Annotated in this window: 14 protein-coding genes and 1 pseudogene; 6 read left to right on the plus strand and 9 right to left on the minus strand. The window is 68.5% G+C overall.

Annotated features, from left to right (window positions below; genetic code table 11):
* Positions 1-42: 42 nt before the first annotated feature.
* From FHR19_RS13020 to FHR19_RS13035, 4 genes are read left to right on the plus strand one after another with little or no spacing between them, the layout of a single operon-like run.
* Entirely contained in the window at positions 43-1503 is a 1461-nt protein-coding gene (locus tag FHR19_RS13020; protein ID WP_184029153.1) for an MFS transporter, read from the plus strand.
* A 41-nt stretch (positions 1504-1544) separates the two neighbouring features.
* Entirely contained in the window at positions 1545-3494 is a 1950-nt protein-coding gene (locus FHR19_RS13025; RefSeq protein WP_184029155.1) for an autotransporter assembly complex protein TamA, read from the plus strand.
* A gap of 8 nt (positions 3495-3502) precedes the next feature.
* A complete protein-coding gene (locus tag FHR19_RS13030; RefSeq protein ID WP_343053268.1) occupies positions 3503-7633 on the plus strand; it encodes a translocation/assembly module TamB domain-containing protein in 4131 nt (1376 codons plus the stop codon).
* 14 nt (positions 7634-7647) lie between these two features.
* Complete coding sequence (locus FHR19_RS13035) at positions 7648-8622, plus strand: quinone oxidoreductase family protein (protein WP_184029157.1); 975 nt, start codon at positions 7648-7650, stop codon at positions 8620-8622.
* Positions 8623-8666: 44 nt separating this feature from the next.
* Here FHR19_RS13035 and FHR19_RS13040 read toward each other — a convergent pair whose 3' ends face one another.
* From FHR19_RS13040 to map, 7 genes are all read right to left on the minus strand, one after another.
* Positions 8667-9269: a flavodoxin family protein gene (locus FHR19_RS13040; RefSeq protein WP_184029159.1), complete on the minus strand. Its 603-nt coding sequence runs from the start codon at positions 9267-9269 to the stop codon at positions 8667-8669.
* A gap of 34 nt (positions 9270-9303) precedes the next feature.
* Complete coding sequence (locus tag FHR19_RS13045; RefSeq protein ID WP_184029162.1) at positions 9304-10608, minus strand: M20/M25/M40 family metallo-hydrolase; 1305 nt, start codon at positions 10606-10608, stop codon at positions 9304-9306.
* Positions 10609-10645: 37 nt separating this feature from the next.
* Entirely contained in the window at positions 10646-10885 is a 240-nt protein-coding gene (locus FHR19_RS13050) for a hypothetical protein (RefSeq protein ID WP_184029164.1), read from the minus strand.
* 2 nt (positions 10886-10887) lie between these two features.
* Entirely contained in the window at positions 10888-12114 is a 1227-nt protein-coding gene (locus FHR19_RS13055; RefSeq protein ID WP_184029166.1) for a hypothetical protein, read from the minus strand.
* A 219-nt stretch (positions 12115-12333) separates the two neighbouring features.
* A complete protein-coding gene (gene glnA / locus FHR19_RS13060) occupies positions 12334-13746 on the minus strand; it encodes a type I glutamate--ammonia ligase (protein WP_184029168.1) in 1413 nt (470 codons plus the stop codon).
* Between the two features lie 93 nt (positions 13747-13839).
* On the minus strand, positions 13840-14178 hold the full coding sequence (locus FHR19_RS13065) for a P-II family nitrogen regulator (RefSeq protein WP_184029170.1): 339 nt from the start codon (positions 14176-14178) through the stop codon (positions 13840-13842).
* A 163-nt stretch (positions 14179-14341) separates the two neighbouring features.
* Positions 14342-15169, minus strand: a complete 828-nt coding sequence (map, locus tag FHR19_RS13070; RefSeq protein WP_184029172.1) for a type I methionyl aminopeptidase — start codon at positions 15167-15169, stop codon at positions 14342-14344.
* A gap of 64 nt (positions 15170-15233) precedes the next feature.
* Here map and FHR19_RS13075 point away from each other — a divergent pair, with 64 nt between their 5' ends.
* Positions 15234-16007, plus strand: coding sequence for a competence/damage-inducible protein A (locus tag FHR19_RS13075; RefSeq protein WP_184029174.1), 774 nt, complete (start codon positions 15234-15236; stop codon positions 16005-16007).
* A gap of 124 nt (positions 16008-16131) precedes the next feature.
* On the opposite strand, the pseudogene FHR19_RS18045 reads toward FHR19_RS13075, so the two are convergent.
* A pseudogene (locus tag FHR19_RS18045) lies at positions 16132-16344 on the minus strand (UDP binding domain-containing protein); the annotation flags it as partial.
* A gap of 15 nt (positions 16345-16359) precedes the next feature.
* Positions 16360-16794 carry a hypothetical protein gene (locus tag FHR19_RS18050; protein WP_425505968.1) on the minus strand — a complete coding sequence of 145 codons (435 nt, stop codon included), beginning with the start codon at positions 16792-16794 and terminating at the stop codon, positions 16360-16362.
* A 282-nt stretch (positions 16795-17076) separates the two neighbouring features.
* Between FHR19_RS18050 and FHR19_RS13085 the strand changes: the two genes are divergently transcribed.
* Positions 17077-18387: an EAL domain-containing protein gene (locus FHR19_RS13085; protein WP_246359521.1), complete on the plus strand. Its 1311-nt coding sequence runs from the start codon at positions 17077-17079 to the stop codon at positions 18385-18387.
* Positions 18388-18429: the final 42 nt, after the last annotated feature.

An 18429-nucleotide genomic window follows, 5' to 3' on the forward strand; every position in this document is an offset into this window, starting at 1 on the left:
ATACCCGATCTTCCAAAATCGCCATGAACGGTTCGCCGAACGATGAGCGGCGCAATACCCGATGCGCGAAGCGGCGATGCCCACGCGCTGCCGCCCGTCCGCCGCGTGGCGACGGCGACGACGCTTGCCTATGGCTTCGGCGCGGTGGCGTACGGGGTGAAGGACAATGGTTTCGGCACGTTCCTGCTCCTCTTCTACAATCAGGTGATGGGCCTGCCCTCGGCGCAGGTCGGGTTCGTCGTCATGTGTGCGCTGCTGCTCGATGCGGTCATCGATCCGATGATCGGCGTCGCGTCGGACCGGACGCGCAGCCGCTGGGGGCGGCGGCATCCCTGGATGTACGCCGCCGCGCTGCCGATCGCGCTCGGTTGGGTGGCGCTGTGGAATCCGCCCGCCCTGAGTTCGGGCTGGACGCTGGCGTGGCTGTTCGGCGCGGCGGTGGTCGTGCGGACCGCGGTATCGGCGTACGAGGTGCCGAGCCAGGCGCTCACCCCCGAACTCACCGCCGATTATGACGAGCGGACGCGGATCACCGCCTATCGCTACATCTTCGGCTGGACGGGCGGGCTGCTGATGCTGCTCGCCGCCTATCAGTTGTTCCTGGTGCCGGAGGCGGGGCAGACCAACGGGCTGCTCAATCGAGAAGGCTATCGCGGCTTCGCTATCGCCGGGGCGATCGCGATGTTCGTCGCGATCACGGTTTCGGCGATCGGTACGCATCGCGAGATCCGCCGGTTGCCCAGGCCCGCGATCGAGCCGGGCGGTCTCGGCACCGCGTTCCGTGAACTGGCGAGCGCGATGAAGAACCGGCCGTTCCTGATCCTGATGGCGGCGGGGCTGTTCGCCTACACCAATCAGGGGATCAGTTTCGCGCTGTCCAACTATCTCTATACCTTCGTCTGGAAGTTCGAGACGGCGACCTTCGCCTGGCTGGCGGCGGTGCTGTTCGCGGGCGTCGTCATCGCCTTCGTCGGCGCGCCCGCGCTTGCCCGCACGATCGGCAAGCCGCGTGCTGCCGCCTCGATGATCGCGGCAGCGGGCCTGCTTCAGGCGACCCCGTTCGCGCTGCGCCTTGCCGGCATCTTCCCGGAGCCGGGAGAGCCGGCGATGCTGCCGATCCTGTTCGCGATCTACACGCTCAACACCGCCGTCAGCGTCGGCACCGCGATCCTCGGCGCGTCGATGATGGCCGACGTGGTCGAGCATAGCGAGGTGCGCACCGGCAAGCGCAGCGAAGGCGTGTTCTTCGCCGGCGCCTTCTTCGTCCAGAAATGCACCAGCGGGATCGGTATCTTCGTCTCGGGCCTGATCCTCGCCGCCGTGGGTTTCCCGGAGGGGGCGAAGCCGGGACAGGTGGGGGCGGACACGCTCGACTGGCTGACGATCCTGTTCGCCGGGACCTATCTCGTCCTCTCCTTTTCGGCGGCGTGGCTGTTCCTCCACTTTCCGTTCGGCGCGGCGGAGCATCGCGCGCGGGTCGAGGCGCTGGCGGCGTCCGACTGACCCCATTGCCGCGCAGGCGGCGACGCAATAGGGCTTGGGCCATGTCGAGTGCAGTCCGCCGGCGATGCTGGCCCGTTGCCGCCGCCGGCCTGTTCCTGTTGTCGCCCGCGGCCGCGTGGGCGCAGGATCAGTCGCGGCCGGGCGACGACGCGCTCCTCGATCCCGGCGATCCGCTGGCGCCGATGCCCGAACTCGGCCTCGATTGGCCCGACCTCAAGGCCGATCCCGCCGATCCCGCCGCCGCGACCGACGCGCCGCAGATCGCCGCCGAAACCCGCTATCGCTACCGGGTCGAGGGGATGGACGGCATCTGGACCGACCTGATGCGCCAGCGGTTCAACGAAGCCTCGACGCTCAGGACGGGCGAAGGCAAGCCGGCCAACGCCGCGCAACTCGATCGCCGCGCGCGCGAGGATGCGGGGCTGCTGAACGAGCTCCTCCGCGCCGAGGGCTATTACGACGCGGAGGTGCAGACGCGGGTCGAGGCCGAGGCGGGTGACGTGACCGTGCTGCTGACCGCGGTGCCGGGCGACGTCTATCGCTTTGCAGGCGTGACGCTGGAGGGGCTGGACGCCGCGGGGGCCAAGACCGACGCGCTACGAAAGGCGTTCGCGGTCGAGCCGAAGGACCCGGTCAATGCCGACACGATCGCCGCGGCCGAAGCGAACCTAAAGGAGCGGATCGGGCGCGAGGGCTTTCCCTTTGCTGAGGTGGGCGAGAGCCGCATCGTGATCGACCACGCCACCCGCACCGCGACGCTCGCGGTCAAGGTGTCGCCGGGCGAGGCGCTTCGCTTCGGCCGGATCACCACGCGCGACAATCGCGTGTTCGACGGCGACCATGTGCAGGACATTGCCCGGTTCAAGCCGGGCGAAAGCTTCGACCAGGGATCGGTCGATGACCTCAGGCGCGCGATCATCCAGACCGGCCTCGTCAGTGCGGTCCGTATCGAGCCGGTGAAGGGCGCCGAACCCGGCACCGTCGACCTCGACGTCCGCATGGCCCCCGCGCCGCCGCGCACGATCGCGGGCGAGATCGGCTATGGCACGGGCGAGGGCGCGCGCGTCGAGGCAAGCTGGACGCACCGCAACTTCTTCCCGCCCGAGGGAGCGCTGACGCTGCGCGGTGTCGCGGGCACGCGCGAGCAGCTGGCGGGCGTCACCTTCCGCCGCAACAATTTCCACGAGCGCGACCGCGTGCTGACGCTCCAGGCGACCGCCGCGCATCTGGAGCGCGACGCCTATTCCGCCGACACGCTGCTGCTGGCCGGCACGCTGGAGCGACAGACCAACATCTTCTTTCAAAAGGCTTGGATCTGGTCGCTGGGCGCGGAACTCGCCGCCAGTCGCGAGCAGGACGTGGTCGTCTCGACCGGCGAGCCGCGAGTTCGCACCTACTTCATCGGCGCGCTGCCGACGAGCCTGACCTATGACGGCACCGACGACCTCTTGAACCCCACGCGCGGGTTTCGCCTCGGCGGGCGGCTGTCGCCCGAGGTGTCGCTGTCGGGCGCGACGTTCGGCTATGCGCGCACGCAGCTCGATGCGAGCATCTATCGCCCCGTCACCGATCGTGTCGTCCTGGCGGCACGGACGCGGCTCGGCACGATCGTCGGCGCGCCGCGCGATGCGATCGCGCCGTCGCGGCGCTTCTATGCCGGCGGCGGCGCGTCGGTGCGCGGCTACGGCTTCCAGTCGATCGGGCCGCGCGACGCCAACAACGACCCGATCGGCGGCCGCAGCCTGACCGAGTTTTCGATCGAGGCGCGGGTCAAGGCGTTCGGCAATTTCGGCATCGTGCCGTTCATCGACGCGGGCAACATCTATACCTCGCCGCTGCCCAAGCTGACCGACTTCCGCATCGGCGCGGGCGTGGGCGTCCGCTATTACTCCAACTTCGGCCCGATCCGAGTCGATGTGGGCACGCCGATCAACCCGCAGCCGGGCGATTCGCGCATCGCCGTCTATGTCAGCCTGGGGCAGGCATTTTGAGCGAGGAAGTGCCGCCGCCCGCAAAGTCGCCGCGCCGCTGGTGGCGGTGGCTGCTCGGGCTGGTCGCAGTGCTAGTGCTCGCGATCGGCGCGGCGCTGCTGCTCATCGACACGCAGCCGGGGCACCGTTTCATCGCCGATCGGATCGCGGCGCTCGCCCCCCGCGACGGCATGAAGTACCGCGTCGGCCGGATCGAGGGGTCGATCTACGGCCGCGCGACGCTGATCGACGTGACGATCCGCGATCCCAAGGGCCTTGTCTTCAGCGCCCCGCGGGCGGAACTCGACTGGCGGCCGCTGGCCTGGGGTCGTAACACGCTCGACATTCGTAGCCTGATCGTGCCGGCGGCGACGCTCCACAAGCTGCCGCAGCCGAACCCCACCGGGCGGCGCGGGCCGATCCTGCCGGGGTTCGACATTCGCGTCGGGCTGCTGCGCGTCGAGCGGCTGGAGCTGACGCCCGCCGTCGCGGGCCAGCGACGCGTGGCGACGCTGATCGGCCGCGGCGACGTGCGCGACCGCCGCGCGCTGATCGACCTTGCCGCGCTGGTGCAGGGGAGCGATTTCGTCCGGCTGAAGCTCGACGCCGCGCCCGATCGGGACCGGTTTGACCTCGCCGCGCGTGGTCGCGGGCGCGGTGACGGCGTGCTTGCGCGCATGATTGGGACGCGAACGCCGGTTGGCTTCGCGGTCGCGGGCGACGGTAGCTGGTCGCGCTGGCGCGGGTCGGCCCGCGCCGATGTAGGAGCGGCGCGGATCGTCGACCTCAAGCTCGGCGTGGACGCGGGCCGCTATGCGCTGGACGGCAACCTCGCCCCCGCCAGCCTGTTGAAGGGCCGGCTCAAGCGCCTGTCGCAGCCGCGCATCCGCGTGGCGGGACAGGCTACGCTGGCCGACCGGCGGCTCAACGGCACGCTGTCGCTGCGCACCGCGGCGCTGGCGATCGACAGCAAGGGGGGCGTCGATCTGGCGACAAGCGGCTGGCGCAACCTCGTCACCGAGATCCGCCTGCTGCGCCCGCCCGCTTTGTTCCCCAACATGACCGGGCGCAACATCCGCGCGCGCGTGACGCTGGACGGCGCGTTCGATCGGGCAAGCTTCGACTATCGCCTGACCGCCGACCGCGCCGCGTTCGACCAGACGGGGTTCGAGGTCGTGCGCGCCGCCGGCCGCGGCCGGCTGTCGAAGGCGCCGGTGACGGTGCCGCTGACGCTGACCGCCGCGCGCGTGACGGGCGTGGGCGACGTGGCGGGCGGGATCCTGCGCAACCTGACCGTCAGCGGGCCGCTGAAGGTGACGAGCACCGCGCTCACCGCCGACGCGCTTCAGGTGCGGTCGGATCAGCTCAACGGCCGCGTCATGCTGCTCGTCGACCTGCGCACCGGCCGGTACGAGGTCGGGCTGGCGGGTGGCCTAAAGCGCTATCGCATCCCCGGCCTGGGGCTGGTCGAGGTCGATACGAAGCTGTCGGTCGTGCCCGGCGCGAACGGGGTCGGCACGCGGATCGTCGGCACCGGCACCGCGCGGATGCTGACCCTCGAAAACGCGTTCTTCCGCTCGCTGACGCAGGGACTGCCGCGGATCGTTACCCGGCTGGAGCGGGGGCCGGACCGCATCCTGCGCTTCACCGACCTGCGCCTGACCTCGCCCGGCTTGAATCTCCGCGGCAACGGTTATCGCCGGATCGACGGGACGTTCGTCTTCGCCGGGCAGGGCGTGTCGCGCCAATATGGCCCGGTCGTCCTCAGCATCGACGGCCGGATCGACCGGCCCGTGATCCGCCTGCGGCTCGCCCGGCCGCAGGAGACGCTGGGCCTCACCGACGTCACCGCCGCGCTCGATCCGGTGGCGGAGGGGTATCGCTACACTGCCGCAGGCGGTTCGCGGCTGGGGCCGTTCACCGCCGGCGGAACAATCCTGTTGCCGCGCGGGGGACAAGCGCGGATCGTCATCGACCGGCTCGACGTGGCGGGCGCGCGGGGCCAGGGGGCGCTCGATATCTTGCCCGGCGGTTTCTTGGGCGCGATCGACCTCACGGGCGGCGGCCTCTCCGGCCGGATCGGCTTCGCGCCCGAGGGAGAGATACAGCGCATCGACGGCGACCTGACGGCACAGGGCGCCACGATTTCGGGCGCGCGTATTCGCTCGGGCCGGCTGCGCTTCACCGTGCGGCTCGATCCAGCGGGCACGGACCTGGCCGCCGAAACGCAGATCCGCGGCCTCAGTCGTGGCGCGCTCAGCCTTGCCCGGCTGGGGGGCAGCGTCGTGCTGCGCGACGGGTCGGGCAGCGGCAAGGTGTCGCTGGCGGGGTCGCGCGGGCGGCGGTTCGCGCTCGATTTCGACCTGGGCGTGACGCCGGATCGCTACACGCTGTCGGGCGGCGGGCAGGTCGATGGACGCCCGTTGAAGTTGCTCAGTTCCGCCGAACTGACGCGGACGGTCGAGGGCTGGGCGCTGGCGCCTACGAAGCTGTCGTTCGCCGGGGGCGAGGCGCAGCTCTCGGGCCGGTTCGGCGACGCGCTGGCGATCGACGCCGGCCTGACGCGGATGCCGCTCGGCGTGCTCGACATCGGCTATCCGGGCCTTGGCCTCGGCGGATCGGCGTCGGGCAAGCTCAGCTATTCGAGCGCGCCGGGCGCGGCGCCGACGGGTAGCATCGACATGACCGTGCGCGGTTTGAGCCGCGCTGGCCTCGTCCTCTCGACAACGCCGATCGACATGGGCCTGCGCGGCATCCTGCGCGCCGACCAGGCTGGGTTCCGCGCGGTCATGGCCTCGGGCGGGCGTGTCGTCGGCCGGGCACAGGCGCGGATGGCGCCGCTGGGCGGCGGTACGCTGGCCGAGCGGCTGTCGAATGCGCCGCTGTTCGCCCAGCTTCGCTATGGCGGGCCGGCGGATACGCTGTGGCGGCTGACGGGGATCGAGCTGTTCGACCTGTCCGGCCCGGTGCAGATCGGCGCCGACGTGACCGGCCGCCTCGCCGATCCGCGCATCCGCGGGCTGGTGCGCAGCGACAATGCGCGGATCGCCAGCGGGGTGATGGGCACCGTGCTGACCGGCGTGAAGACCGCCGGCCGCTTCGACGGCTCGCGCCTCGTCATCGAGCGGTTCGAGGCGAGCGACGGCAAGGCGGGGACAATCACCGGCAGCGGCGCCTTCGACCTCGCCGCCGCGCGCGGGTTCGGCATGGACCTGAAGCTCGAGGCAAAGAACGCGCTGGTCATCAACCGCGACGATATCGGTGCCAGCGTCAGCGGCCCGGTGACGATCAGGAGCGACGGTGCCGGCGGTACGATCGCGGGCGAGGTGACGCTCAATTCGAGCCGCTATCGCCTCGGCCGCGCGACCGCCGCCGCGGCGATCCCGCGCCTCAACATCACCGAGATCAATCTGCCCGAGGGCGACGAGGAAGTGCGGGCGACCACCCCGTGGCAGCTCGACCTGCGTGCGCGGGCGCCCGGCGGCATGAAGGTGACGGGCCTCGGCCTCGACAGCGAATGGTCCGCGGACCTTCGCATCGACGGCGAGCCAACCAACCCACGCATCCGCGGACGCGCCGATTTGGTCCGCGGCGATTACGAGTTCGCCGGCCGCGACTTCGACCTTGAACGCGGGGCGATCCGCTTCGACGGATCGGTCCCCGCCAACCCCGCGCTCGATATTCAGGCGAATGCCGACACGCAGGGGCTGAATGCGACGATCCGCGTGACGGGGACGGCGCTGAAGCCCGAGATCAGCTTCTCCAGCGTCCCCGCGCTGCCCGAGGACGAGCTCCTCTCGCGCCTGCTGTTCGGCACGTCAATCACCAGCCTGTCGGCGCCGGAGGCGTTGCAGCTGGCGGGGGCGGTGGCGGCGTTGCAGGAGGGGGGCGACGGCCTCAACCCGATCAACGCGCTGCGCCGTGCCGCCGGGCTCGACCGGCTGCGCATCCTGTCCGCCGACCCGCAGACGGGGCAGCAGACCGCGATCGCCGCGGGCAAGTTCATCACCCGCCGCGCTTATGTCGAGATCATCAGCGACGGCGCGGGCTATTCCGCGACACGAGCCGAGTTCCAGTTCACGCGCTGGCTGTCGGTCTTGTCGACGATCTCGACGATCGGGCGGCAAAGCGTCAACGTACGCATCTCGCGCGATTATTGATCGGAGTCGTCCCCATGCAGACCCATGTCCAGCGCATCGCAAAGACCGGCGGGCCGGAAGCGTTCGAGTTCGTTGGCACCGCGCTGCCCGAGCCCGGGCCGGGGGAAGTGCGGCTGCGCGCGACGGCGATCGGGCTCAATTACATCGACACCTATCACCGCACCGGCCTCTATCCGATCGACCTTCCGGCGGTGCTGGGGCAGGAGGGCGCAGGCGTGGTCCAGGCGCTGGGCGAGGGGGTGACGGATTTCGCTGTCGGCGACCGAGTCGGCAGCTTCACCGCGCGCGGCGCCTATGCGACGCACCGGACCGTGGCGGCCGACCAGCTCGTGCGGCTGCCCGACGACGTGTCGGACGAGGATGCGGCGGCGCTGATGCTGAAGGGCGCTACCGCCGCAATGCTGGTCGAGGATTGCGGGCGGGTCGAGGCGGGGCAGACCGTCCTCGTCTATGCCGCGGCGGGCGGCGTCGGGCTCTTACTTACCGGCTGGCTGAAGGCGATCGGCGCAACCGTGATTGCTGTCGTTGGCAGCGAGGCGAAGGCGTCGCGCGCCCGCGGGGCGGGGGCCGACCACGTGATCCTGCACCGCGACGAGGACATCGCTGCGCGGGTGCGCGAGATCACCGGCGGTGCGGGCGTGCCGGTCATCTTCGACAGCGTGGGCAAGGCGACGTGGCAGGCCTCGCTCGACAGTGCGAGCCCGCGCGGGCTGATCGTCAGCTTCGGTAACGCCAGCGGGCCGGTCGAGGGCATCAATCTCGGCGTGTTATCGGCAAAGGGTTCGCTGTTCGTCACCCGCCCGACGCTGTTCCACTATGCCACGACGCCCGAAGCGCGGCAGCGTTATGCGGACAAGGTGTTCGCGATGCTGCGCTCGGGCGCGATTCGGGCCGAGATTGGCCAGCGCTTCCCGCTGGAAGCGGTGGCGGAGGCGCATGAGGAGCTTGAGGCGGGGACGACGATCGGCAGTACGGTGCTGATCCCGTAACCGAAGCGTCACCCCGGAACCAGTCCGGGGTGACGCCGGGGGACTTACCCCGGGTAGGGCGCTCCCTTCAGCAACCCCGCCAGATGCGCGGCGTTCGACGCGACCATCTTCGCGGTCTCCGTCACCTTCTCCGGCGTTTCGTCGAGGTCCTTGAAGTCCACCGACCCCATCGCCTCGCCTACCCAATAACAGGCGGCGACCGCGGGAATGGTGAAGCCGACGTCGTTGAGCGATTGGAAAATCTGCGCCGAAGAGAAATGTGCGCCGTCCTCGTTTCCGACGATCGCGGCGACCGCGACCTTGGAATAGCTCGGCATCCGGCCCTGATCGTCGGTCTCGGAGATGAAGGCGTCCATCCGCTCCATCACGCGCTTGGCGACGCTGCCGGTCTGTCCCATCCAGATCGGCCCGCCGAGGATAAGGATGTCGGCGGCGAGGATCTTCTCGCGAATCGCGGGCCAGGCGTCGCCGTCGCCTTCGTCGCTCGTGACGCCGGGTTTCACGTCGTGCGCGGCGACGCGGATCGTCTCGGTGATCGTCACGTCATGCGCCTTGAACGCGTCGGCCAGCACCGCGATCATCGCGTCGGTGGAGGACTCGCCGCTGGGCTTGAGCGTGCAGTTGAGTGCGAGGGCGGTGAGGGCCATGAACCTGTCTCCTGATTAAGACAGGTTAGACATTTCAACGGCTTCGCGGTTCCTTGGACAACCGCGTCAGGAATACCGCATTTCGGGTCGCCTGACGCGGCAGGCTGGTGAGGTCCATCCACTCGCCCTCAGCATGTGCCTTGCCCCCGACGGGGCCGAGGCCCGCGAGCGTCGGCACAATCGCCGCGACCCAGCCCGAATCGGCCGCGCCGCGCTTGGCGGGATCGTACTCGGGCATTTCGGGCAGCTTCAGCTCGCGATTGACCGCGTTGAGCGTCGCCAGCAGCGCGCGATTGCCCGCACTGGGCGCCATCGGCGGCATCCCGTCGAAGAAGGTCAGCGTCGCGCCGGTCTTCGGCAAATGCTGTGAGACGATCGCTTCCATCTTGGTCCGCACGCGCGCGTCCTGCTCGGGCGTCAGTGTGCGCAGGTCACCGCGCGCGACCGCGGCTTCGGCAACGATGTTGGTCTTGCCGCTGCCGCTTGCGGTGACGCCTGCCGCGTCGATCGCCGCGGGGGTGCCGCCCGCCATCACGCCGACATTGTAGGTCAGGTTTTTCTCGGGCAGCTCGCGACGGAAGCCGTCGAGGATGCGCGCCATTTCATAGATCGCGCCGTACCCCAGGCTCTCGCCAAAGATGCCGCTCGAATGGCCGGTGACGCCAGTCGTCTTCAGTTCCCAACTGGTCGAACTGCGCCGTGCGACGGTGCCGTATTCGACGCCGTCCTCGGTCGCCTGATTCTCGTATTCGAGCGCGACGTCGCTGGCCTTCGCGGCGGCCACCAGCCCCTCGCGTGCCTTCTCGGCAGGCGCCCCGGTCCGCTCCTCGTCGCCGGTCAGATAGACGGTGATGTCAGCGCCCTTGAGAGTCCCCGCCGCCTGCATCGCGCGCAGCGCCGCGACGATGATGACGACGCCGCCCTTGTCGTCGCCGACACCCGGCCCGATCGCGCGCGTCCCCTCGCGCTTAAAGCCGGTGAAAGGCGAGGAGGGCTCGAACACCGTGTCGAGATGGCCGATGAGGAGCAGCCGCTTGCCGCGCCCGTCGCCCTTGTGCCGCGCCACCAGATGGCCCGCGCGGCCGACCGCCGTCTGGTCGACCCATTCGACCGCGAAGCCGAGCGGCTCGAGTTCGGCTCGCACGATCTCCCCCGCCGCCTTGACGCCGGGCAGGTTCAGCGTGCCCGAGTTCTGGACGACCAGCCGCTCCAGCAGCGCCTCGTTTCGCGGCGTATCAGCGGCGACGGCCTTGCGCATCGCCTCCACCTGCGGCGGGGTCTGCGCAAGCAGGGGGAGGGGCAGGGCAGCAAGCGCGATCGCGCCGAAACGGGTGAGCATCCCCGATGCTAATCCGCCGCGCCGCGGCTTGCCAAGCCTAACCGCCGTGCGCGTGGAGGATCGTGTCGAATGCCGACGGATCGCGGCGAAGTGCCTCGAACTCGTCGGCAGTGATGGCGAAGCGGCGCTCGCGCCCGCCGAGATCGCCGGTCTGATATTCGAGCTCGAACCCGTCGTCGGTCCGCCGGGCATGCCATGCGTCGCCCCAGATATTGTCGGCGTCGTTGGTCCGCGGCGTGGCCGTGGCCGTCGTCTTTTCCCCGAATTTGAGCTTCATCGTCACTCTCCCAGCGTGACAGGGGTATATGGCATCCCCGCGGGCAGGTCCACGACCGCCTCCGGCACGCCTTGGCCGGTGTAGCCGCCGGGGACCCACATCCCGTCCCACGCGCCGCGCTCGTTCCCGCTCGGGATGCGCAGATTGTTGAGGTCTTCCGGCGCGATATAGGCGATGACGTTGTCGCCGCGCGTCAGCGTGCCGGGGTCGAGTTGCAACCGCGCCTCGATCCGGCCGAGATCGCCGCCGGTTTCCTCGACCAGCCGCTCGAAATCGGCCCGCGGCATGATGAAGCCGCCATCAGGCGGGCCGAGCGTGCCGTAGCGATCGATGCTCGATTGCGGGGTGAAGCGGATCGCACCGCTTTCCTCGAACGGGCGCAGATGGGCGGCGATCCGTTCGGGCGACAGATATGTCGACGGGTCGGGCCGGCCCGGCTTGGGCGTATCGAGGATTTCGCGCACGCGCGTCTCCGGAATGCCGGTGCGGCTGGCGGTTTCGGCAATTGTCGCGCCCGGCACGCCATTGGCGCTGGGTGGCGGGTCGATCCGGGCACCCCCGCTGGCCGCGTCGTCGGCGTGGCGGGCGGCGCCCTGTGCGACTTCGGTGCCCGCGTCTGCGACGTTCGAGCCGCCGCGGATCGCCGCCTTGGCCGCGTCGCCGATCCCCGGCACCCAGCCGACGACCGACGCGCCGAGGTTGAGCCAGCCGCCATTCTCGCCGCGGATCACCTGGCCGATCGAGGCGGCGGTATCGCGCAGGTCGGCAATCTGGCCGGCGACGGGGACGAAGCCGACCACGACCTGACCCGCGGTTGCCGACCAGCTTGAATTGTCGCCGAAGTCGCCGAGGATCGCGCCCTCGACGAACGAGCCGACACCCTCGCGGTCGTTGGCGGCGGCGGGGACCGGCGCGGGCGACGCGGTCGGTGCCTGTGCATAGAGCTGGCGGTCCAGCTCGGCGCCGACCTGTGCCGGGTCGGTCGTACCAAGCCGGGCAGCGGCACCGTCGAACGCCTCGCGATAGCCTGAGCCGGCGGGCTGGCTGCCCCAGTCGGTCGTTCTCGGCGCACTTGCGGAGATGCCGTCGAACACCCGTCCTTCGGCGACATGCAGACGCCCTGCCGCGACTTCCCCGCTCTGTACCGCGGTCAGCGGCGGCGGGGGTGGGGGCGCCCGGTCGGTGCCCGGCTGCTGCACGGGTTGGGCGGCGTGGCCTTGTATCTGCATCGAGCGTCTCCGATCAGGATCGGCCCGTTTTAGGCAGTGCAGAGGCGGCTGGCTGTAATCGCTTCGATTACGGCGCGGACGGAAAAGGGCGCCCGGTGGTGCCGGACGCCCTTTTCGTGAGGTTTGTGCCGCGGCGAAGCCGCGTCGTCGGTCGCAGGCTTCGCCTGCGCCGGCCGGCAGCAGCTGTCGCGCTGCGACCGGCGCGGGCGCAGCCGCGCCTCAGCTGCTATAGTACATGTCGTACTCGACCGGGCTCGGCGTCGTCTCGAACCGGATCACGTCGGCCCACTTGATGTCGGCGTATGCCTCGATCTGGTCCTTGGTGAACACGTCGCCCTTCAGCAGATACTCATGGTCGTCCTGCAGCGCGATCAGCGCCTCGCGCAGTGAGCCGCAGACGGTGGGGACGTTGACCAGTTCGGCGGGCGGCAGATCGTAGAGGTTCTTGTCCATCGCCTCGCCCGGATGGATCTTGTTCTGGATGCCGTCGAGGCCCGCCATCAGGATCGCGGCATAGGCGAGATACGGATTGGCGAGCGCGTCGGGGAAGCGGAACTCGACACGCTTCGACTTGGCGCCCGTGCCGTACGGGATGCGGCACGAGGCCGAGCGGTTGCGCGACGAATAGGCGAGGAGCACCGGCGCCTCGAACCCCGGCACCAGCCGCTTGTAGCTGTTGGTCGAGGGGTTGGTGAAGGCGTTGAGCGAGCGCGCATGCTTGATGACGCCGCCGATGAAGTAGAGGCACATGTCGCTGAGCCCGGCATAGCCGTCGCCCGCGAACAGCGGCTTCGAGCCTTCCCAGATCGAGAAATGCGTGTGCATGCCCGAGCCGTTGTCGTCCTTGATCGGCTTCGGCATGAACGTCGCCGACTTGCCGTACGCGTGCGCGACCTGGTGCACGACATACTTGTAGATCTGCATCCGGTCGGCGGTGGTGACGAGCGTGCCGAAGGTCAGGCCGAGCTCATGCTGCGCGGCGGCGACCTCATGATGATGCTTGTCGCAGGGCAGGCCCATTTCGAGCATGGTCGAGACCATCTCGCCGCGGATGTCGACCGCCGAATCGACCGGCGCGACGGGGAAATAGCCGCCCTTGGCACGCGGGCGGTGGCCCATGTTGCCGCCCTCATATTCCTTGGACGAATTGCCCGGCAGCTCGATGTCGTCGATCTTGTAGTAGCTCGACGAGTAGGTGTTCTCGAACCGCACGTCGTCGAACATGAAGAACTCGGCTTCGGGGCCGACATAGACGGTGTCGCCGATCCCCGTGGTCTTCACATACGCCTCGGCGCGCTTGGCGGTCGAGCGCGGGTCGCGCGCATAGAGCTCGCCGGTCGACGGCTCGACCACGTCGCAGAAGACGATGAGCATCGGTGTAGCCGAGAACGGGTCGGTATAGACCGCGTCGAGGTCGGGCTTCAGCACCATGTCGCTCTCGTTGATCGCCTTCCACCCCTCGATCGAGGAGCCGTCGAACATCAAGCCGTCGGTCAGCTGGTCCTCGTCGAGCGCGGAGGCGACCATCGACAGGTGCTGCCACTTGCCCTTGGGGTCGGTGAAGCGCAGGTCGACCCACTCGATCTCCTCGTCATGGATGCGCTTCATGATCTTGGCGCCGTCGGTGGCCATTCAAAGTCCCTTTCGTTCCAAAAAGTCACTCACGCGAATCGCGCAAGGAAATGTCGCGGGTCGATAACTCAAAAGCGTGTTTGCTGCGCCGCGTCAAATCGCGTCGTCGTTGCGCTCGCCGGTGCGGATGCGAAGAGCGGTCTCGACGGGAATGACGAAGATTTTGCCGTCGCCGATGCGGCCGGTCTGTGCCGCCGCGGCGATCGCCTCGACCGCACGGTCGGCCAGACCGTCCTCGACGACCACCTCGAGCTTCACCTTGGGCAGGAAGTCAACGACGTATTCGGCGCCGCGATAGAGTTCGGTGTGGCCCTTTTGCCGGCCGAAGCCCTTGGCCTCGGTCACGGTGATGCCCGAGACGCCGACATCGTGCAGCGCCTCCTTCACCTCATCGAGCTTGAACGGCTTGATGATGGCTTCGATCTTCTTCACGCCGCGAATCCCCGACTGTTGGAACCAGTGCGTCCAACATCCCTCGCGCCGGGCTTTGCATCAAGTGTGCCAGCCCGAAAACCGCGAAAAATCGAGGTTTGCCTGATCGCCGCCTGCCCCAAAAGCGAGCATGCTGCGCAGCACTGCCCGCTTTTGCAGCAGGTCAGGCGTAGGGCGGCTGGTGCAGACCGGCGGGCGAGAGCGTGAAGATCTCGCACCCGTCCTCGGTGATGCCGATCGAATGCTCGAACTGCGCCGACAGGCTGCGGTCGCGCGTCACCGCCGTCCACCCGTCTTCGAGCAGCTTCACATCGGGGCGGCCAATGTTGATCATCGGCTCGATCGTGAAGATCATGCCGGGGCGCAGTTCGGGGCCCGTGCCGGGGCGGCCGACATGGACGACCTCGGGGGCGTCGTGAAACAGGCGGCCGACGCCGTGGCCGCAGAAATCGCGGACGACGCCGTAGCGGTGCTTCTCGGCGTGACGCTGAATGACGTGGGCGACGTCGCCCATCGTGTTGCCGGGCTTCGCCTGCTCGATCCCGAGCATCAGGCATTCATAGGTCACGTCGACCAGCCGACGCGCCTTCAGCCCCACATCGCCGACCAGGTACATGCGGCTGGTATCGCCGTGCCAGCCATCGAGCAGCGGGGTTACATCGACGTTGACGATGTCGCCGTCCTTCAGGATGCGATCCGACGGGATGCCGTGACAGACGACATGGTTGATCGAAATGCACGACGAGTGCGTGTAGCCGCGATAGCCGAGCGTCGCGGGCACCGCACCCGCCGCCAGCATCTTCGCCCGGATCGCGTCGTCGATCGTCCGCGTCTCGGTCCCCGGCACCATCAGTGGCACGATCGCGTCGAGGATCTCGGCGGCAAGGCGCCCGGCGCGGTGCATCCCCTCGAACGCATCGTGGCCATAGAGGTGGATGGCGCCGCTGCGCGACAGCGGCTGATCGGGGGCGACGGTCGCATATTCGGTCATGGGCGGCGACATAGCCCTTCGACGGGGGATTTGCGAGGGGGCGCCGCCGCGCTATGCCCCGGCCATGAGCGAGCGCATCTGGACGGCCGGCATCGTGGTGATCGGCGACGAAATCCTGTCAGGCCGAACGCAGGACAAGAACATCGCGCAAATCGCGACGTGGCTGAACGTGCAGGGCATCCGCCTGTCCGAAGCGCGGGTGGTGTCCGACCGCGAGGAAGCGATCGTCGAGGCGGTGAACGCGATCCGGCAGCGCTGCGACTATTGCTTCACGACCGGGGGCATCGGGCCGACGCATGACGACATCACCGTCGATGCGATCGCAGTGGCGCTGGGCGTCGAGGTCGTGGTGCACCCGGAGGCGCGCGCGGTGCTCGAAAAATATTACCAGACGCGCGGCGGGCTGACCGAGGCGCGGCTCCGCATGGCGCGGGTGCCGGACGGCGCCGACCTGATCGTCAACCGCGTGTCGGGCGCGCCCGGCATCCGCCACGGCAACATCTTCATCCTGGCCGGCGTGCCGCACATCACCGCGGGGATGCTCGATGCGCTGACCGGCACCTTGGAGGGCGGTCGGCCCGTCGTTGCGCGTACCATCGGTTGCTGGGTGGCCGAGAGCGAGGTCGCCGACCTCCTTCGCACCACCGAGCGCGACTATCGCGGCGACGGGGCCGAAGCGGGCGTCGCGATCGGCAGCTACCCCTTCTTTCGCGAGGGGCGGACGGGTGCGAATTTCGTCGTGCGCGGTACCGATCCGGTGGTGGTCGATGCGTGTCTCGCGGCGCTGACCGCCGGGCTGGAAGCCGCCGGCCGCGACGTGACCGACGGCGGCATCTGACCTGTCCGACGCTGTCGTCCTGCTGGCGGCCGGTGCTGACGTAGCCAAACCCCTCAGCCGCCACGAGGTCGAGTGCGTGGAACGCAGCGTCTTCGGTAACGATGACCAAGGCCGCGCCACCCTCGGCCGCATCAAAGGCTGAGGTTGAGCAGGCTACGCCGTAGAGCATCGGGCGCGCCGCTCCCATCCGCTCGGGGTTGTAGGCGCGGATCGTCGCGCCCCTGTCCTGAAGCGCCGGGATGATCGCGATCGACGGTGCCTTGCGCATGTCTTCGGTGTCGGGCTTGAAGGTGAGGTCGAGGATGGCGACCGTCTTGCCGTGCACGTCGCCGCCCATCGCGGCGATGACCTTTCACGCCATCAGCGTGTCGCTGACGGCATTCATCGTTCGATCAGCCTGTGCGGTCTTGATCGGCGCAAACCTGTCCGTCGGGAAGCATGCGCCGCTATCGCCCGGGCCGCGGTGTAGAGGTTGGGCGCCGATTGGGTCGTCGGGGCCGATGCCGCGCGACGCCTTCTGCACGTCGGCACCTGAAGAGGACCGGCGTCTTGTCAAGATAGAGCGTGCGATCGATCTAATCCATCGGGCCGCGCAAACGCTTGTCCTCGATGCCGGTGAACGGACTTCGGCCTTAGCTACGGTGCCGGCAAGGTTGATGGGAAAGGATAGGCATACGGCTGCGACATTCTTTGCAGCCCGCTGCGCCGCGCGCCGGTGTCTGACAAGTGACAAGCGGGCAGTGGCAATGAGAAAAAAAAGGCATCCGCTTGAGGATGCCGTCAACACAGCCGTATTTTACTAGGCGGTGGAAGGCTCGGATCGACCCGACAAGCGCATCGATCCGAGACCGTTTCAGGAATTCAGAACGGACGAATGGTTTCGCCGTACACTTCCCGGAACAGGACGTCGTACATGTTTTTTCTCCCAGCGGGGTCGTTACGCCCCGCGCCAAGAGTTAATGGATAATTAACCGCTCAACAAGCGAGTTTTCGATGCCTAATCAGGATCATTGTTGGACGGTCGCGCGGTTAACCGGTTGGCAACGGCTCTTGCCTAAACCGGCAAAAGATGCCGCCAGACGCCCTTTCCGCGATCACCGCACCGTCCGCCGCTCATAGCGGCATGGCTGTGGCTGGCCTGCCTGCCTGGCAGCTTCTGCTGCTGGCGGAGATCGTCAATTTCGGGGCGCTGCGTCGCCACCTCGGCCGGTCTCGCGCCGACTTTCTTGCCGAGGATGTCGCCGCGATCATGGCGCGTCAGTTGCCGGGTGCGCGCGTCCTGCCGGTCGGCCGGTCGACGCTGGAAATCGCGTTCGAGGGCGCGCTGCCGACCGATGCCGACTCGGCGATCAGCCGGCTGCGAGAATGCTTCGCGCTGCCGCTCGACATCGACGGTGAAAAGCATTCGCTCGAACTGCTTCTGGCCGGGGCGGCGATGCCCAGTCATGAGCGCGACGACGTCCGACTTGCGGAGGCGGCCGAGGCCGCGCTCGGCCAGGCGCGCGCCGACCAGCGAGACGTAGTCCGCGATCTCAGCCGGATTGAGCACGCCTATGACCGCCTGTCGCTGATGCGCGACCTGTCAAAGGCGATCGGCAATGGCGAGATCTTTCTCCAGTATCAGCCCAAGGTCCATCTGCGCCGGCAGGAGATCGTCAGCGTCGAGGCGCTGGTGCGCTGGCAGCATCCGCAGCGGGGCCTTATCCTGCCGGGCGATTTCATTCCGCTGGCCGAGGAATCCGGCAAGATCGGCGCGCTGACGCTCTGGACGATCCGCCAGGCGATCGCCGACCAGCAGGTGCTGGCCGAATCGGGGCACGACATCCCGATCTTCGTCAACATCTCGGGCTTGCTGCTCGCCGATGCGGAGTTCGTCGATCAGGTGTGCACGATGGTGCGCGGCGTCGCGGCAAAGGTCGGGTTCGAGATTACCGAGACCGCGGTGATCCGCGATCCCGAATGTGCGATCCGGCATCTGCGCATGTTCGCCGATATCGGCGTGACGCTGGCGATCGACGATTACGGCGCCGGTCTGTCGAGCCTGGCCTATCTGAAGCAGTTGCCCGCGCGCGAGCTCAAGATCGACAAGATGTTCGTCCTCGAACTGACCAGCAGCAACCGCGACCCGCTGATCGTCCGTTCGACCATCGACCTGGCGCACGCACTCGACATGGAAGTGACGGCCGAGGGCGTCGAAACGCCCGCGGCGATGGCGCTGCTCAGCGTCATGGGATGCGACATGGCGCAAGGCTTTCTCATCAGCCGGCCGATCGCGATCGGCGCGATGCGTCAGTTCCTGGACGAGGGGCGGCATCTGACCGCGACCGCTGCGATGCGGCCCAGCTTCGGCCGGCCCGAAAGCTTCTGGAAGCGCGCCTGACGCCGATGTTGACCGGACCGCAAGGTTTTGCGGTCTATCATC

The organism is Sphingomonas yantingensis (genome assembly GCF_014199325.1).
Lineage (GTDB): Bacteria > Pseudomonadota > Alphaproteobacteria > Sphingomonadales > Sphingomonadaceae > Sphingomonas > Sphingomonas yantingensis.

What these genes read in the sequence shown, in the direction of transcription:
- FHR19_RS13020 (WP_184029153.1), top strand. Translation starts at nt 43, where the DNA reads ATGAGCGGCGCAATACCCGATGCGCGAAGCGGCGATGCCCACGCGCTG.
- FHR19_RS13075 (WP_184029174.1), top strand. Translation starts at nt 15,234, where the DNA reads ATGAGCGAGCGCATCTGGACGGCCGGCATCGTGGTGATCGGCGACGAA.
- FHR19_RS13055 (WP_184029166.1), bottom strand. Translation starts at nt 12,114, where the DNA reads ATGCAGATACAAGGCCACGCCGCCCAACCCGTGCAGCAGCCGGGCACC.
- map (WP_184029172.1), bottom strand. Translation starts at nt 15,169, where the DNA reads ATGACCGAATATGCGACCGTCGCCCCCGATCAGCCGCTGTCGCGCAGC.
- glnA (WP_184029168.1), bottom strand. Translation starts at nt 13,746, where the DNA reads ATGGCCACCGACGGCGCCAAGATCATGAAGCGCATCCATGACGAGGAG.
- FHR19_RS13050 (WP_184029164.1), bottom strand. Translation starts at nt 10,885, where the DNA reads ATGAAGCTCAAATTCGGGGAAAAGACGACGGCCACGGCCACGCCGCGG.
- FHR19_RS13045 (WP_184029162.1), bottom strand. Translation starts at nt 10,608, where the DNA reads ATGCTCACCCGTTTCGGCGCGATCGCGCTTGCTGCCCTGCCCCTCCCC.
- FHR19_RS13035 (WP_184029157.1), top strand. Translation starts at nt 7,648, where the DNA reads ATGCAGACCCATGTCCAGCGCATCGCAAAGACCGGCGGGCCGGAAGCG.
- FHR19_RS13040 (WP_184029159.1), bottom strand. Translation starts at nt 9,269, where the DNA reads ATGGCCCTCACCGCCCTCGCACTCAACTGCACGCTCAAGCCCAGCGGC.
- FHR19_RS13085 (WP_246359521.1), top strand. Translation starts at nt 17,077, where the DNA reads ATGCCGCCAGACGCCCTTTCCGCGATCACCGCACCGTCCGCCGCTCAT.
- FHR19_RS13025 (WP_184029155.1), top strand. Translation starts at nt 1,545, where the DNA reads ATGTCGAGTGCAGTCCGCCGGCGATGCTGGCCCGTTGCCGCCGCCGGC.